Origin of the sequence: Chryseobacterium sp. MEBOG06 (assembly GCF_021869765.1) — a bacterium.
Lineage (GTDB): Bacteria > Bacteroidota > Bacteroidia > Flavobacteriales > Weeksellaceae > Chryseobacterium.
This window is the reverse complement of record NZ_CP084580.1, coordinates 2,606,342-2,621,258: the sequence shown is the minus strand read 5'-3', so window position 1 is coordinate 2,621,258 and position 14,917 is coordinate 2,606,342. Positions and strand designations below refer to the sequence as shown.

Genomic DNA, 14,917 nt, shown 5'->3' with positions numbered 1-14,917 from the left:
ATTAAATTCATTCATTATGAAAGAAGCTTTCAAGGCGTTAAAACTGGGGTTGTTATTTTTTGGATTTTATTTTTCAATGGGTCAGGCTCCTCAAAATTATATTTATACATCATCCGGTGATCTGCAGAATATTGAAAAAATGATTGCCAGAAAAGATATCGGTGGCGTACAGATCGTTTACAACTGGAGATCGTTGGAAACCTCAAAAGATATTTACGATTTTTCGGGAATTGAAAACGATTTAAAATATCTAACTTCATTAGACAGAAAACTCTTCATTCAGCTTCAGGACAGATTTTTTGAACCGGAAGCCAGATATGTTCCCGATTATATTTTAAATGAAAAAGAATACACCGGCGGGCTGGTTCCTCAATATGATAATCCGGGCGAAAATAAACCCATCGGAAACGGCTGGGTAACACAGCAGTGGAATCCTGCAGTGCAGAAAAGATATCAGAAACTGATTGCTGAACTGGCTAAGAAATTTGACGGAAAGATAGAGGGAATTAACCTTCCGGAAACCGCCATCGATATTGATGTGAAAAAAGATAATGCAGGTTTCAGCTGTGACCGGTATTTTCAGGCAGAACTGGATAATCTGAAATTTGCAAGAGCTGCTTTCAAAAAATCTTACGTTTTGCAATATGTCAATTTTTTCCCGTGTGAATGGGAAAATGATCATCAGTATATGTCGAGGTTATTTGAATTTGCTGCAAAAAATAATATAGGATTGGGAGGACCGGATATTGTTCCGAATAAAAATGCCCAAATGAAAAATTCCTATCCATTTTTCAATCAATATAAAGGAAAATTGCCTTTAGTGGCGATGGCAGTTCAGGAACCTACGCTGACTTATAAAAATCCAAAAACCAGGAAACCTTTTACCAAAGAAGAGTTTGTAGAGTATGCCGAAAATTATTTGGGTGTGAATGTTATATTCTGGAGCATAGAAACTCCGTGGTTAAAAGGTTCTGACTTTTGATATAATATTAGGCAAACATAAAAGGCCACAAAAGTTTTATAAACTTTAAGCTTTTTTTAGTTTAAAGTGTTGCGCATATAAAGTATACTTAAGTTCTTAAAAAGACTATTATTTATTCCTCCGGAACTCTCATATTCTTAAACCTTTAGACTTCCTCTAAACCCTCTCGCCGCATAATAAGAATCTGCTCCATTATGGTACATGAAAACAGTATTGTAACGGCGGTCACAGAAAATAGCGCCTCCCAGTTCGCGGATGTGCTTAGGTGTTTGTATCCAGCTTGAGGTTTTAAGATCAAATTTCCCCAATTCCTGAAGTTCACGGTATTGCTCTTCGGTTAGAAGTTCAATACCCATTTCAGCAGCTTTATCGATGACGTTGCTTTCCGGTTTATTGGCTTTTCTGGAATTCCAGGCTTGATGATCATAGCAGAGGCTTCTGCGTTTCGGGCTTTCCGGAGAACAGTCGAAGAAGATGTATTCGTCTGTTTTTTTATCGTAGTGTATTACATCGGGTTCGCCTTCCGTTTCTTCCATTTCGTTCAGCGACCATAGTTTTTCGGGTGCTGCTTCCAGTTTTGGTTGGATCTTTTCCCAACTGAAGTTTTTATGGCGGCTCATATTATTCTCAAAGCGGGTTTTAAGTACTTTTAAAAAACTTTCGCTTTGTTCAGGAGTTAATGTTTTCTTTTTCATATTAAATTCTGTTTTATAGTTTGTTGTATTGTGTTGTTGGAAATCGCAAAGGCGCAATTTTCGCCAATGAGGGTTTGTTTATGGGCAAGGATTTTATCTTCGATAAAATTTCTGACTCTTTATCTTTAAAATTATTCTGAAATTATTTTATTGGGTTTAAATGTTTTATAGAAACGGAAGGTTTTGTGATTTTATTAAACCTTTAAATAACTTTTAATATTCAAATTATTAATCAATAATAGTGATTTTTCTATCTGCAGGTCTGAAATACCAGGAAATAAGAACCAGCACAAATAATAATACTGCGGGAAAAGTTCTTCCTGCTGGGTCACTCACAATCAGATGGGAAATTACAGCTCCTGACATGACGAAGAAAAAGCCGGCATATGCCCATTCTTTTAATAAAAGACGTTTCGGGATCAATATGGCAATAACGCCCAGGATTTTCCAAACTCCAATGATGGTCATCAGATAAGAAGGATAGCCGAGATTGGTAAAATTGAGCAATTCATCTTTACTTTTCAGCAGTTGGACAATGGCGGTGGAAACCATTCCCAGAGCCATCCATAGGGTAAATATCCAATAAATAATCTTTGTTCTTTTTTGTGATTGTTGAGGGGTGTTCATGATCTGTTTTTTTTATAGTTAGTCGTTTAATCCTATTCCGTCCATTATTTGTGGAATGCATTTTTCAATGCGGGCTTCACGGGTTTTAGACTGCTTGGCAGATGAAAAGTGGAGTAGGTAGGCTCTCTGTCTTCCTGGCGTTAAAGCTTTGAAAGCTTTTTCTAATGAAGGATTCTGATCCAGTTTACTTTGAAACTCTTCAGCTATTTCAAATTCTTTTGTTTTCTTCATTTCAACTTTAGCGCCTGATTCTTCAATTTCAACGGCTTGAAACATATAAGATCGAAGAACTTCCTCCAGATCATTGATTTGCTCTACATCAGTAAAACGAACCTGTCTTGCAGCCTGTACATTTTCAGATTGCTGAATCAAAATCTGATCAGGATCTTTCATCAAAGCTCCTTTAAAGAAGAGAATTGCACAATATTCTTTAAAACCGTGGATCAGGAAAATATTTTTCCCTTCATAGGTATAGCAGGGACATCCCCATTTTAAATCTTCTGCAAGCTCAGTGCTTAAGGCAATTGTTCTTAATTTTTCAAACTCTTTTTGCCATTGCTTGGCATCATTAAAGAAAAAATTAACTTTTGGATTCATGTGTTTTATGTTTGAGGGTTTCTTGAGTATTAGGGTATTAGAGTGGGAGAGTATTGTGTTTTTGGATGAGATTATCTCTATAATTGACAACCTGAAACCTACTATCTGCTACCTACTATTTCCTGTAAACGATTATGTGCCATATTAATACCCTTTGCAAAAGGCATTTTCAGATGTTGGTCTCTGAAATCTACCGATTTATATACAGTTTGAATGGTAATTTTACTCGTTGTATCTGTTAGCTTTTCAAATTCTAAAAACTCGATCTGAACCGGAAAAGGTGTATTTTCCATTTGAAAAGTTCTTATGATTTTCTCATTCTGAACAATATCATGAATGGTTCCGTTGGCACTGAAAACTACACCGCCTTGAGGATTTAAGGTTTCGAAACGGTAACTTCCGTGTTGTTTGTTTTCGAATTTGGTGACTTTGGTTCCCATCCATTGCTCGAAAAGTTCAGCTTCTGTATAGGCTTTGAAAAGGAGTTCTATGGGAAGATCAAATTCTCTGGTAATGAAAATTTCCTGTTTGCCGTCTTCAGCTTGGATTTTTGTTTTGAGTTCCATGATTTTTGGTGTTTGAGGGTTTCTTGGGTGAGAGGGTTGGAGAGTATGAGAGTGAGAGAAAATTGATACTATTTGAAGTCTATTATCTATTCGTCTCTCATCTTTTATCTCTTTTTATCCTTTTTTCAAGTTCTGATACGCTTTCATCACACTTTCCAGCTTGTTGAACTTTTCGTCCCACATTTTGCGGAATGGCTCTATAAAATCTGCTATTTCTTTCATTTTATTGGGATTGAGGTGATAGATAACTTCTCTGCCATTTTGTTCAGATCTCAGCAGTTCACATTCGGTGAGGATCTGGAGATGCTTTGAAACGGTAGGTCTTGCCGTATCAAAGTTGGAGGCTATAGCTCCCGCTGTCATCGACTGTGCCGCCACCAACATCAATATAGATCGTCTCGTAGGATCTGCAATTGCCTGAAAAACATCTCTCCTTAAATTCATCGTGTAGTTATTTGACTACAAATATATGTGTAGTTATTTAGCTACGCAAATATTTTATGTAAAATTTTTGATTTTAATAAAAAAAGCTCAAAAATGTAGGGAAATACATTTTTGAGCTCTGTAATTTTAAATTTTGAATAAAGAAGTAGGCTTACGATCTTACTTCCAGATCTTCAACTATATGGATGGCTTCCTCCAGATAGAGATCTTTTTTCAGGTTTTTAACCCATACTTCCGATTTATTTTTGAATATCTGCGAAAAAATTAATCATGCAGGTGCTTCTTTCCAATCCCTGTCGGAGTCTTGGGCTGATTCCTCCAGTCCCGGAGGAAAAATGATTTTGACCATATTTGCAGGAATAGCAGAGTTTGAAAGAGAACTGATTATTGAAAGAACTTCAGCAGGCAGAAAGCTTGCACAGAAAAATGGAGTTGAATTTGGAAGACCCAGTAAATTTAGTCCGGAACAGATAGATGCTGTTAAAACCCTTATTAATAGCGGAAGTCCTGTTAAGCAGGTAGCTGAAACATTTAAAGTCCATTCTGCTACAATTTATAGAATTCTCCAGAAATTAGATAGAAATAACATTGAAGCTTAAAAAAGAATGACATAAAAAATATCCCGGATTTTGAATCCGGGAATATAATTTATTGTTTTAATAAGTTTATTGTTTTTTTAGTAGGCATGGTCGTTTGGAAATTGCTGCAATCCTTTTGTACTATATCCATAGCTGGCAAAAAATAAATTGACATTTGATCAGGTGTTTCTGGCTTTATTCGTAAATATAGATTTCCATAGTCTATGCATCCTGATTTTTCACCTGAAAAGGTGACTAAATATGCTTTAAGATCTGGTTGAAAATAAATTCCCCAATTTGCGTCATTATCTGACTTACTGAAATTATCAAATTCTACAGTACTATTCTGATCAATTATTTTAACTCGTCCTATCAACATATCCCATTTAACATCTGTATATTCACTTTGGAAATTTTCTTTTTTTATAAAATTAAATTCATAATTTTTCCCTTCTAAAGATCCCTTCCAGGTTCCTACATATTTATTAAGCAGATTATTTACATCTTTTACATAATTGTAGTTTTCTGGGCAAACTGTTGGATTAAAACGGCATTGCGACATTAATTCGAGGGATACCATTTGTGCATTGAATATTCCTGAATATGCCATTATCATGATAAAAAGTATTTTTTTCATATTATTTAATTTTAATTATTAAGGACAATCTGATTCTTTTGTTTTACCGTCAGGTCCTAATTTTATTTCAGTCGTTTTTCCCATCTGTTGTATTCTGTATAAATTTACACCCTCAATTCCCATATTATCTTTTAAGAATTTTAAAAAATCTGATGCTAAATTTTTAGAGTTTTCCATTTGTTTTATATATGGATCTGAAAAAGTTTTCATTTGGTCATCGGTAAAAGTTTTAACTTGACCTGCTGTTCCTGTAAACCTTATCTGATAAATAGAGTTAGTGCTTACCATTACTGCATAAACATCATTTAACGGCCTTCCTGCTGCCTGGGCATTAGCAAGCATATCCATAAAATAATCAACATCGGCAGGAGAAAACATTTTTATTCCGGTTCTAGTAATTTCATTTCCAGCATCATCAAAATAGGTAGTATTATCAACATGGGTATGCATATAACCACTAACGTCTTTATAAACAGTAGCATCAGGAAGTGAAAGGGAGTTCGAGCCTTCGTTAGTGGAAGCTTTACTATGATAAGTAAATTCTCCATTTGCTTTCTGAGAATAGCCTGTTTCTTTTTTCTCTCCCGTTTTTCCTTTAAGGTCACTGATATTCTGATTATAAGCAGCTGTACCTTTTTGCCCTTTTATTTTACTGCAAGGATCATTCCCTGGAGGATTATTAGGAATAATTATTACCCCCGGAATAGGAATCGTTGGGTTATCCGGCGGGAATGGATTGGTTGGACCACTGCCTCCAGGATTAGGAATAACAACAGGCCCTGTATCAATTGGATTTCCTGGAGTCCCAATAATTAGCCCACCATTCCTGTCATGACAGGCTCTACATGCTGGAGCATCAGCAGATCCTGAACCACTTTTAGCTACTTCGTCTATCATTTCTCCTCTTACGATCTGCTTTTCATAACGCATTGAGCCTTCCAGGGATGTATAAGAAACTTTTCCGGTCATTTTTCCCATAATTTCATGAGCAGTCAGATTGTAATCTGAAGGAGTAAAATCAGAATTTGACTCAAATTTCCATAAATGCCCGGAAACTTTACCATTATCTATTCTGAAAGTAAGCTCTTCAATAAGCCTGTTTCCTTCATTTTTGACCGGTACTGTAATAAGAACAACGGTCCCTTCATGTTTGTACTCTCTTACTTTTTCCCATTCAATAAGCTTTCCAGCAACCATATCTTTTCCTCTCATGTATTCATTTTTGATATAGAATACCGGATCCTGCTGAACATTGGTGATCTCAGTTTCCAGGGACTCATGTATACAGGAGTGGAGAGAAGAAAGGAAGAGAAAGCTTCCAGCTATAAGAGCTGTAAAATAATTTTTCTTCATTTTTTATAAATGTGTTTTTTTAATGCGCCAAAACATGACATATTAAAAATTTTCGAGGGCAAAAATATAAAATTAATTCTATATATGGTGAGAATTTAATATTAAAAAGATTAGTTTATTTTTCGTGACTGAATCCAATTCATTTATAAAACCTATCAGATGGTTAATACTTATAGATTTTATCCTTAACCCGGTTTTTTTTTACTTTTCGTGAGCTGACCCCTAATTAGAGAAAAAAAGTATTGAAGCCCAAAAAATAAAAATTGGTAAAAAAATATCCCGGATTCAAAATCCGGGATTATAATTTATTCGAAGAGAATACCTCGAGGTAATTTATTGTTTTGTTAAATTAATTTTTACACTCGTTGGTATTGTCGTTTGAAAATTAGTACAATCCTGTTTTACTATATCATTATCCGGTACAAAAGAAATTGTCATATTGTTTGGTGTTTCAGGTTTTATCCGTAAATTAAGATATCCGTAATCAATACATCCTACTTTAGCCCCTGAAAATATTGTTAGGTATACGGTCAAATCTTTATAAAAGTTATCACCTAGATTAGCTTCGCTATCTGGTTTATTAAAATTATCGTATTCCACTATCCCATTCTGGTCTGTAATTTTAACTCTTCCTATTAATCTATCCCATCTAATACCTGAAGATCCACGTTCAACATTTTCTTTTTTAATAAAATTAAATTCATAATTCTTACCATCAAATGTTCCCTTCCATGTTCCAACGTATTTGTTTAAAAGATTATTAATATCTTTAACATATTCAACATTTTCAACACAAACTGATGGATCAGCTCTACATTGCGCCATAAATTCCAAAGATACTGTCTGGGCATTTATTACTTTCGACAGTGTAATTATTATAATAAAAAGTATTTTTTTCATTGTATTCAAGCTTATTAAGAGCAGCAAAAAAATCATTTTTAAAATTGATGTTGTTGCTAATATTACTTAAGTTATATTGTAAAGCTTCATAATCATTGTTACCCTCCCAAATTTCTGGAAGTGGTTGTATATAGAATTCATCATTTTCAAAGCCATCTTCCCAATGTGGTTTATTTCTGATTTTTTCTATTGCATTTTGCCAATAATCATCTATAAAGTTACCATAGCTTGTCGGCATTCCATGAGCAAGGTCAAAACCATTCCCAATTAATATTATACGATTTATAGTTATTAGTTTCTGTAAAAGAGTTTTTTGTTATCTTTTCTCAATCAACCTCTCCAACTTCTCAATCATCTCCTTCTGCTGCTCCAGCATACGCTCATAAAGCTCTACCATTTTATCAAGAGGATTAAAAGTACAATGGAAATTTGCTTGTCCACCGTCAGTAAAAGTATTTGCAACAGCGCTATCGTGGAAAGTATTGGCTATAATATTGATTGCTGATTCCTCATCAAAATTCTCAATCGCTTCTGCAGGAACTTTGAGGATTTGTGCTACCTGCGCCAGAATATCAGATTCTACGGTTTCTTTTTGCTCTAAAAGGGAGATTTTCTTTTGGTTCCAGTCATCGCCCAGTTCAAAAGCTAATGCTTCCTGTTTGATCCCCAGCATTTCGCGGAAACGCTTTATATTTCTACCCTGATGTATTTTCTTATTTTGCATATCTGTGTAACTCATAATAACAAATATAAAACTTTACGTTCTAAAAAGAAAGCCCTATTTATCAATAAATTTTATTCTAAAATATCCATTGCTTCGAATAAAATATCTGTTCATAAACTGAGATAGCTCCCTTATTATTTCGTGATTTGCTAAAAATAACAAATATGAAAAGAAAAAGAAGAATGAGCCAGAACAAATATAATGAACTGCTCAATCGGAACCTTACGGTTTCCCTCAAATCGTTTTCAAGAGCATATGGCAAAATAGTGTACTTCCCGGAAATAAGAATTGCAGGGAAGTGGGTAGAGCAATGTGGTTTTCAGGCAGGAGATAAAATACTGGTTACGGTGAGCAGAAACCAGATTATCCTGGAAAGGGAAGTAGATTATGAGGGATAAATGCTATTTTTGAACCATTGCTATTGAGTCCTGAGGATTAGAACAAGCAGTGAATCAAACTCAACCTAATCAATAATGAGAAATAACGTCAGTACCAGATCCATATTTTTTGTATTACTATTCTTTTTATTTTCCTGTAAGAGACAAGATAATCAGGAATGTCTGATAAAACTTAGAGAAAAACTGTCTCCAAAAGTAAATGCTGAAAATAAAATTGGAGAAGTGATTAACTTAAAGGAAGATATTCATTGTTTTGATTGGGATTCTTTACTTATTATGATGCCAATTTCTTTGAATGCGGAAGCGGAAAAAGAGTTAGGAATGAAATTACCTATATGTGATGATTTTACCTGGGAGTCTGATAATACCTCAATGTTTTTATTTGTAAAGAATAAAAAAGTTGTTTATTCTATGCTTCAAAAGGCCACTGTAGACAGAGAAACTTATGATGCGGCTCAATCAGTAAAGGCTTACTATTTTCTTAACTTACTTAACTCCTATGGAAAAGGAAAATATTATGTTATCATTCCAAAAGAAAAAGCTGTATTTGAAACTTATCCTATGGTATATCATGATAAGAATGGTAAAGAAATGACAAATCCTAAGTTTGGCCTTGGTGTAAAAATTAAAGGAAACTAGAATAATAAATGAAATTAGGTTTCAATTTCCAAAAAGAATAATAAAAAAATCCTGGATTAATGATCCGGGATTTTTTTCTATTTCCTTAATATTCTTAACTGCTTAATCCTTCTTAATGGTTCAAATATTTTATTAGAATTTTAAACGCAAAGTTTTCAAAGAAAGGTTTTTATATTTTTGAGTAGGCTAAGGATGGGCAAGTGGACTTGCCTGATGAAGCGGATGATAGTCGTACGCAGATTTAGGAGATTGCGCAGATAGAGTAAACATAAGAATCTTCGATATCTGCTTGATCAGCGAGATTTTTTGAACCATTAAGGGTACTTAAGGTTTTAAGTGAAGTTAAGACTCAAATAAATTTGAGTTAAGCGTTATGCTTCTTGAATATCTTTAGATCTTCTCTTAATTATTCTTAACAACTCATCTATTCTTAATGGTTCAAATATTTTATTAGAATTTTTAAACGCAAAGTTTTAAGATAAAGGCTTTTATATTTTGGAGTAGGCTGAGGATGGGCAAGTGGACTTGCCTGATGAAGCGATGTGGATCGTTTTTCTTTATTGTTTTATAAAAACTCCGATGTATTTTCCACAGTATTGTACAACAGAAGTTTTAATCTTTTTTTTATGACAAAAATCCTGATATGCAGAATTGTCGCCAATATCATCACTGATAAATACGGCACCGGGTTTCAATCTTTTATAAATTTGATGATAAGCCCACATTCTTCCGTAGTAACTTTTATCAGAATCGTAGTGGAAAACATCAAAAAAAGATACTTTTTTAAAGATTTTAGGCAAAGATTCTCTATCTGCAAAACGAAATAACTTCCAAAACTTTTTGAGGTTTTCAGGAACAATATAGCCTACATAGCGATCTCCATCCTGAGCAAGATAAGGCATATCTGAGCTATATAGCGTGCCATTTCTTTTTTTTATTGAAAGCAGTATGGCTAAAGAAGACCATCCATAAGCCACTCCTGTTTCAAGAACGTTTTGTGCTTTGGTAAATTCACACGCATAATAAATAAGCTCCAGGGCACCAGGCCCGCCCATTGTGATAGGGCATTCTTTTTCTTTTAAGTTTGCTTCTTTCAGCGTATCAGCATATATCTCTCTGAAATGATCAGTATCCATGGAGAAAAGCCTGGAAACGGCCTCTTTTTGGGATACCGCTATGGAAGCAGCCCAGGAATTTGTTTTTGCTTTTCCTTTGAACGGGCTTCTTCTGTTGATTGTGTTTTTAATAATTTTTCTGCCCAGTTCGGGATAAAGAGCAGGTCTTTTAAGATAAGCTACAAATGTTTTGAGAACTGTTGACATATCATTGATTGTGTTAAAGTTACAAGACAAATGTATTTTTTTTAAAACCACATTGCATTGAGACAATATTAATTTTGAAATCAAATTTGTTTATAATCTTTTAATAATATATACAGTAATTAATCAACAATAAATCGTATTTTTTATTTAAACGTACATTTTCAAAAATAGATTTCTTTTTTCAGTAAGATAAAGATGAGCATATGAGTTTGCCTGATAAAACGGAGAATGATCTCTCACAGATTTTGGGATGTGCTGTTTTTTTTGGACTATAGTCATGTGCGATATCAGCCTGACATCGCACATGACTATAGTCTTTGATTTTTATGATACAAAATCTGTATTTACCTGTTTAAGGTTACAGTCGTTTCTTTATATTTAAGGCGGAGTTTTTGTTTTTTTGTTTACAAAAATGTCTGTCCAAAAATATGTGGAGTACGGTTATAAAAACGGCGATCCTTTTTTGCTTTTTCACGGGTAGGTATTGCTTTTCTATTAACACACCAAAAAGTGTGTTGTTTGATGAGTGCAAATGTATAAATAATTTTGTATAAACAAAAAGATAAATGAGTCGAAATTATTCTACTAATTTTTCATGGTCTGTTGTTGTCAATACATTGTAGGGCTTTGTAAAAATACAAAGCTCTGGTTATGGTAAGCACGATAAAAAGACAGCATTTACTGTATCTTCTTCATAGGGAATGCCTGTCTGGCCATTTTTCCGTTCATCATTCCTGAGATTTCAGCAAATAAAGAATCTTTGCGGATCTTTTTGTAAGTAATTATTTGGGGAAAGTCATTCTCTTTATTCTCAAATATAAGTGCATGGGGCATGGACGTAGAAGTTGATACAAAATCAACAGGCTGTTCATTATGCTGACCTTTTACAGATACCATATAGTGCAGTTTTTTATCTTTTTCTACCAAGCGGACAGATTCAAAAAGGATGGTGTCTTTTTGTTTCAGATAATAACTTTTTCCTTGAAGTTCGGTATCACTTTTTCGGGTCCAGGTTTCGTAGAGGCTTCCTTTGGAGGTTTTTGCTTCCCAGGTTCCGAGAAGCCATTCAATTTTTTTAATTTCACTTTGTTGTTGTGTCCAGCTGGCTGCAATGGATACACCGATCATTGCAAGGATTAATTTTGTTTTCATTGTCAGATGATTTTATTTCAGCAAAATTGAAAATAAGAACGGTCTTAAAATTGTAAAAATGCGACATCAGGAATCTTTTCTGTAGAATAGAAGAGACATTTGCAGCGTATCTCCGTAAAATTCTTTGGGGGTAAATCCTGTAAACTCCTTAAAATCTTTGATGAAATGAGCCTGATCGTAATATTCGGATTCGTAGGCGAGTGCTGTAAGACTGGCATATTCTTTATTGAGAAGATGTTTGATTGTCGTTTGAAGCCGGATGGTTTTTGAGAGCTGTTTCGGACTCAATCCAATAGCTGAAGAAAACTTACGTTCCAGTTGTCTTCTGTTGATATTGGTCTGTCTTGAAAGTTCATTGACTGATATTCTTCCGTCGACATTCAAAAGAAAATCCACGGTAGATTGTACAATTCTGTCAATGGTTTCTGTATTAAGTCTTTTCAGTAGAAACGTTTCTACAATATTTATTTTTTCCTGTACTGTTGAAGCTTTCAATACGTTTTCTTCTAATTCAGCGCCCTGTATTCCGAAGAGTTTTTCCAGCGGAATGGCCTGATCATCCATTTCTTTAATAGGAATTGTAGCAAATGGAATGAACCCATCATGATGAAAGCGAACAGAGAAAATACCGGTAATACCTGTGGGCTCTATTTTCAAGGGTTCGGTCAACTGTCCAAAAACACAGCTTCTAGGCTGTAGAACTGGTTTCCCATCAATATATTGATGATAAAGGTCACCATAATGAATGATCATTTCCATGCAGCCATCCGGAACAATGGTTTGTACCTGCGGAACGGCTTCTCTGGGGCTGTCCAGAGTCCAGTAGCATTTTATGATAGAAGCCAGATCCGGCTGTGGCTGGAAGGTTTGATAATCCATTGTACTCAATATTCTAATCTTGTAAAATTATTAAATAAAAAATAAAATAGTAGAATGCTGAAAATGAGAAATAAAAAGTGTCAGATGATCATCAGATTAATGTAAAAAACAGAATTCTTTTTTTTAAACAAGGAAGGAAAAATTGAAATATCTATGAGGTTATTAAAACGCATTGAAACTATGCAATGGGTAAATTAGCCTATCTTTGAAAAATATTTTATTTAAACACTAATCAATAATATCAAAAAATGAAATTTTTGCTAGACCTTTTATTTCGTATTTTTCAGCTGTTTACAGAGCCTTATTTCCTAGTATTTCTTGCGGTAGTAAGTATAGCCCTGTTAAAAAGAAAAAATAAGCGTAAAAATCTGAGGACAGGAATCTTGATATTGGCTGTTTTAATGATTATCTTTATAGGAAATGGTTTCTTAGGCAAACTAACCTCCGGATATCTGCAGAAAAGTTACGTTAATACTTCTAATACTAAAGATACATCTTCTCAGAGTGCTGTTATTGTAGTATTGGGTGGTGGTGTGATAGATTTTGACAATACCGAAACACTGCATACCATGTCTTATTCCAGAATCGTCAAAGCTTATCAATTGTATAATCAATACAAGAAAAATAATCAGCCCTGTAAAATATTGATTTCAGGAAAGGGAAGGGGACATAAGAGTGAAGCTGAGCTATTCAGTGAAAATTTTAAAAGTATGGGGGTATCAGATTCTGATCTTATCAGGGAAGATAAAAGCATGAATACCTATGAAAACGCAAAATATTCCAGCAAAATAATAAAGCAAATGGCTCCTTCCAGTGTATATCTGGTAACTTCCGGGTTTCATATGAAGAGATCTGTTTCTCTGTTTCAGACATTTGGATTGAATCCTGTTCCACAAGCATCAGATTTTATAGATACCGAAATAACGATATTTCCAAACAGCTATAATGCCGCATTTACCTTTGTGATGCTAAAAGAAGTATTGGGAATCTGGCAGGTTCAATTATATAACAGTTTGGGAATGAATGGATAGTACTGTTTTGGTGAAAAATAGTGATACAAAATTAAATAAAAGAGCCTCCCAGAAATAGTATCTTGAGAGGCCCTTTTTTATTCAAAACCGTGTGTTTGACGGTGATATTCTAGATTTGAAAGGTTCAATGTATGTTTGTCATGAATTACCAAGTCGCCTGATATATGTTCAAAACTATTGCAATTAAAATAAAATTTACGTCTAATAGTATATTTTTTTAACTTTAAAGATAATCTTCAGTAAGGTTGCCGATAAAGCATAATTTTTATTTTCTATATCTTTGCAGCTGAAAACTAATAAACGACAAAAAATTACTACATGCAGCCTAAATTGCCTTTCCATTTCGATATGGAAACTGCTGATCCCGACGATTCTATGACCCTCAGTATTTTAGCAACACATCCCAAGGTTAACCTGGTAAGTGTTTCTGTGCATCCTGGAGGAACAGACCAGATTGGTTTTGTACGCCACATTCTACGAATGCTGGATAGAGAAGATATCCGGATCGGAGCCGGAACACCCAAATCTACAGCCAACCGTGTTTCTGGTTTTTACCGGGAATGGGTCGGAAATTTTGAGCATTCAGAAGCAGACGATACTGCGGCCAGCATCATGGCGGAAACACTTCTTCAATTTCCCGATTGTACTTTGCTAACCGGAGCAGCACTGACGAATCCACATTCTTTATTTGAAACCGGAATTTTCTTTGACCGCTGGTTTTGTCAGGGAGGTTTCGCAGGAGACAATATCATCCCAAAGGAACACCGTCTAGAGAAATTTGACGGGAAACGTACTTGCGCAACCTTTAACCTGAACGGTAATCCGCTAGCTGCAGAAGTGCTGTTCTCCATACCGATGGGCGAAAGACGCATGATCAGTAAAAATGTATGCCATGGCGCTGTCTTTACCAAAGCAGATGCTGAACTGCTTATTCCGTTTCGCAGCCATAACAAGGGGCTCAGCCTGTTCCTGGATGCAGTGGAACTCAAAGAAAAAGCGCTCCACGATACAGTAGCTGCTTTACTGGCCATTGATCCCTCCAAAGCCCTTTGGGCAGAGGTAATCCCATACAGAACAAAGGGCGAGTGGGGTTGTATGGAAGCAAAAGACGGCCTAGATAGACCGGCATCCTTGATTACGACTCACATTCCCAATTTAACGGACCTGTGGAAGGTCATCAAGCCGTAAAATCATTGTATTCTGAAGTTTGTTTTAACAGAAAGGAAAGATTATAAATTCTTTGCCTGAAATTTTAACTTCTCAGAGTAATCCATAATACATCCATATTCTGATCCTATAAAATTTAATAAATAACATTCTAAAGTTTGTTTAAACACTTGAGAACACTTAAGAAAGTTCAATGTTTTCCTGCATTATAAGTTTACTTTAGGAG

Annotated in this window: 19 protein-coding genes; 6 read left to right on the top strand and 13 right to left on the bottom strand. The window is 34.8% G+C overall.

Going from position 1 to position 14,917, the window contains the following annotated elements:
• Positions 1–16: 16 nt before the first annotated feature.
• Entirely contained in the window at positions 17–982 is a 966-nt protein-coding gene (locus LF887_RS12010) for a hypothetical protein (protein WP_236859428.1), read from the top strand.
• 137 nt (positions 983–1,119) lie between these two features.
• Here the strand turns inward: LF887_RS12010 and LF887_RS12005 are convergent, their stop codons facing one another.
• The 5 genes from LF887_RS12005 to LF887_RS11985 form a co-directional block, all read right to left on the bottom strand.
• Positions 1,120–1,677, bottom strand: a complete 558-nt coding sequence (locus LF887_RS12005; RefSeq protein WP_236859427.1) for a DUF4256 domain-containing protein — start codon at positions 1,675–1,677, stop codon at positions 1,120–1,122.
• A 228-nt stretch (positions 1,678–1,905) separates the two neighbouring features.
• Positions 1,906–2,304 carry a DoxX family protein gene (locus LF887_RS12000; protein WP_236859426.1) on the bottom strand — a complete coding sequence of 133 codons (399 nt, stop codon included), beginning with the start codon at positions 2,302–2,304 and terminating at the stop codon, positions 1,906–1,908.
• A gap of 18 nt (positions 2,305–2,322) precedes the next feature.
• Positions 2,323–2,901 carry a YdeI/OmpD-associated family protein gene (locus tag LF887_RS11995; protein WP_236859425.1) on the bottom strand — a complete coding sequence of 193 codons (579 nt, stop codon included), beginning with the start codon at positions 2,899–2,901 and terminating at the stop codon, positions 2,323–2,325.
• Between the two features lie 101 nt (positions 2,902–3,002).
• Positions 3,003–3,467 (bottom strand): SRPBCC domain-containing protein, encoded by a 465-nt coding sequence (locus LF887_RS11990; protein WP_236859424.1) that lies wholly within the window; start codon positions 3,465–3,467, stop codon positions 3,003–3,005.
• A gap of 114 nt (positions 3,468–3,581) precedes the next feature.
• The gene (locus tag LF887_RS11985; protein WP_236859423.1) at positions 3,582–3,911 is read right to left on the bottom strand and encodes an ArsR/SmtB family transcription factor; all 330 of its coding nucleotides are present in this window, start codon (positions 3,909–3,911) and stop codon (positions 3,582–3,584) included.
• A 245-nt stretch (positions 3,912–4,156) separates the two neighbouring features.
• Here LF887_RS11985 and LF887_RS11980 point away from each other — a divergent pair, with 245 nt between their 5' ends.
• The gene (locus tag LF887_RS11980) at positions 4,157–4,510 is read left to right on the top strand and encodes a recombinase family protein (RefSeq protein ID WP_236859422.1); all 354 of its coding nucleotides are present in this window, start codon (positions 4,157–4,159) and stop codon (positions 4,508–4,510) included.
• Between the two features lie 49 nt (positions 4,511–4,559).
• Here the strand turns inward: LF887_RS11980 and LF887_RS11975 are convergent, their stop codons facing one another.
• The 5 genes from LF887_RS11975 to LF887_RS11955 all read right to left on the bottom strand — a co-directional run bounded on the left by LF887_RS11975 (position 4,560) and on the right by LF887_RS11955 (position 8,118).
• A complete protein-coding gene (locus LF887_RS11975; RefSeq protein WP_236859421.1) occupies positions 4,560–5,126 on the bottom strand; it encodes a DUF6705 family protein in 567 nt (188 codons plus the stop codon).
• An 18-nt stretch (positions 5,127–5,144) separates the two neighbouring features.
• Entirely contained in the window at positions 5,145–6,479 is a 1,335-nt protein-coding gene (locus LF887_RS11970) for a hypothetical protein (RefSeq protein ID WP_236859420.1), read from the bottom strand.
• 333 nt (positions 6,480–6,812) lie between these two features.
• On the bottom strand, positions 6,813–7,379 hold the full coding sequence (locus LF887_RS11965; RefSeq protein ID WP_236859419.1) for a DUF6705 family protein: 567 nt from the start codon (positions 7,377–7,379) through the stop codon (positions 6,813–6,815).
• A complete protein-coding gene (locus LF887_RS11960; RefSeq protein WP_410681157.1) occupies positions 7,291–7,647 on the bottom strand; it encodes a hypothetical protein in 357 nt (118 codons plus the stop codon). The genes LF887_RS11965 and LF887_RS11960 overlap by 89 nt, the downstream gene beginning before the upstream one ends.
• A 48-nt stretch (positions 7,648–7,695) precedes the next feature.
• Complete coding sequence (locus LF887_RS11955; protein ID WP_236859417.1) at positions 7,696–8,118, bottom strand: helix-turn-helix transcriptional regulator; 423 nt, start codon at positions 8,116–8,118, stop codon at positions 7,696–7,698.
• A 149-nt stretch (positions 8,119–8,267) separates the two neighbouring features.
• Here LF887_RS11955 and LF887_RS11950 point away from each other — a divergent pair, with 149 nt between their 5' ends.
• A complete protein-coding gene (locus LF887_RS11950) occupies positions 8,268–8,501 on the top strand; it encodes a SymE family type I addiction module toxin (protein WP_236859416.1) in 234 nt (77 codons plus the stop codon).
• A 75-nt stretch (positions 8,502–8,576) separates the two neighbouring features.
• Positions 8,577–9,140: a hypothetical protein gene (locus LF887_RS11945; protein ID WP_236859415.1), complete on the top strand. Its 564-nt coding sequence runs from the start codon at positions 8,577–8,579 to the stop codon at positions 9,138–9,140.
• A gap of 557 nt (positions 9,141–9,697) precedes the next feature.
• Here LF887_RS11945 and LF887_RS11940 read toward each other — a convergent pair.
• The 3 genes from LF887_RS11940 to LF887_RS11930 form a co-directional block, all read right to left on the bottom strand.
• On the bottom strand, positions 9,698–10,462 hold the full coding sequence (locus LF887_RS11940; protein ID WP_236859414.1) for an O-methyltransferase: 765 nt from the start codon (positions 10,460–10,462) through the stop codon (positions 9,698–9,700).
• A gap of 678 nt (positions 10,463–11,140) precedes the next feature.
• Entirely contained in the window at positions 11,141–11,614 is a 474-nt protein-coding gene (locus LF887_RS11935; protein WP_236859413.1) for a DUF6265 family protein, read from the bottom strand.
• A gap of 66 nt (positions 11,615–11,680) precedes the next feature.
• Complete coding sequence (locus tag LF887_RS11930; RefSeq protein WP_236859412.1) at positions 11,681–12,493, bottom strand: helix-turn-helix domain-containing protein; 813 nt, start codon at positions 12,491–12,493, stop codon at positions 11,681–11,683.
• 248 nt (positions 12,494–12,741) lie between these two features.
• Between LF887_RS11930 and LF887_RS11925 the strand changes: the two genes are divergently transcribed.
• Positions 12,742–13,524 (top strand): YdcF family protein, encoded by a 783-nt coding sequence (locus LF887_RS11925; RefSeq protein WP_236859411.1) that lies wholly within the window; start codon positions 12,742–12,744, stop codon positions 13,522–13,524.
• A gap of 318 nt (positions 13,525–13,842) precedes the next feature.
• The gene (locus LF887_RS11920; RefSeq protein ID WP_236859410.1) at positions 13,843–14,712 is read left to right on the top strand and encodes a nucleoside hydrolase; all 870 of its coding nucleotides are present in this window, start codon (positions 13,843–13,845) and stop codon (positions 14,710–14,712) included.
• Positions 14,713–14,917 lie beyond the last annotated feature (205 nt).

Bases quoted from the DNA above. Each gene is read 5' to 3' on its own strand.
- LF887_RS12010 (WP_236859428.1), top strand. From the start codon at position 17: ATGAAAGAAGCTTTCAAGGCGTTAAAACTGGGGTTGTTATTTTTTGGA.
- LF887_RS12005 (WP_236859427.1), bottom strand. From the start codon at position 1,677: ATGAAAAAGAAAACATTAACTCCTGAACAAAGCGAAAGTTTTTTAAAA.
- LF887_RS12000 (WP_236859426.1), bottom strand. From the start codon at position 2,304: ATGAACACCCCTCAACAATCACAAAAAAGAACAAAGATTATTTATTGG.
- LF887_RS11995 (WP_236859425.1), bottom strand. From the start codon at position 2,901: ATGAATCCAAAAGTTAATTTTTTCTTTAATGATGCCAAGCAATGGCAA.
- LF887_RS11990 (WP_236859424.1), bottom strand. From the start codon at position 3,467: ATGGAACTCAAAACAAAAATCCAAGCTGAAGACGGCAAACAGGAAATT.
- LF887_RS11985 (WP_236859423.1), bottom strand. From the start codon at position 3,911: ATGAATTTAAGGAGAGATGTTTTTCAGGCAATTGCAGATCCTACGAGA.
- LF887_RS11975 (WP_236859421.1), bottom strand. From the start codon at position 5,126: ATGAAAAAAATACTTTTTATCATGATAATGGCATATTCAGGAATATTC.
- LF887_RS11970 (WP_236859420.1), bottom strand. From the start codon at position 6,479: ATGAAGAAAAATTATTTTACAGCTCTTATAGCTGGAAGCTTTCTCTTC.
- LF887_RS11965 (WP_236859419.1), bottom strand. From the start codon at position 7,379: ATGAAAAAAATACTTTTTATTATAATAATTACACTGTCGAAAGTAATA.
- LF887_RS11955 (WP_236859417.1), bottom strand. From the start codon at position 8,118: ATGAGTTACACAGATATGCAAAATAAGAAAATACATCAGGGTAGAAAT.
- LF887_RS11950 (WP_236859416.1), top strand. From the start codon at position 8,268: ATGAAAAGAAAAAGAAGAATGAGCCAGAACAAATATAATGAACTGCTC.
- LF887_RS11945 (WP_236859415.1), top strand. From the start codon at position 8,577: ATGAGAAATAACGTCAGTACCAGATCCATATTTTTTGTATTACTATTC.
- LF887_RS11940 (WP_236859414.1), bottom strand. From the start codon at position 10,462: ATGTCAACAGTTCTCAAAACATTTGTAGCTTATCTTAAAAGACCTGCT.
- LF887_RS11935 (WP_236859413.1), bottom strand. From the start codon at position 11,614: ATGAAAACAAAATTAATCCTTGCAATGATCGGTGTATCCATTGCAGCC.
- LF887_RS11930 (WP_236859412.1), bottom strand. From the start codon at position 12,493: ATGGATTATCAAACCTTCCAGCCACAGCCGGATCTGGCTTCTATCATA.
- LF887_RS11925 (WP_236859411.1), top strand. From the start codon at position 12,742: ATGAAATTTTTGCTAGACCTTTTATTTCGTATTTTTCAGCTGTTTACA.
- LF887_RS11920 (WP_236859410.1), top strand. From the start codon at position 13,843: ATGCAGCCTAAATTGCCTTTCCATTTCGATATGGAAACTGCTGATCCC.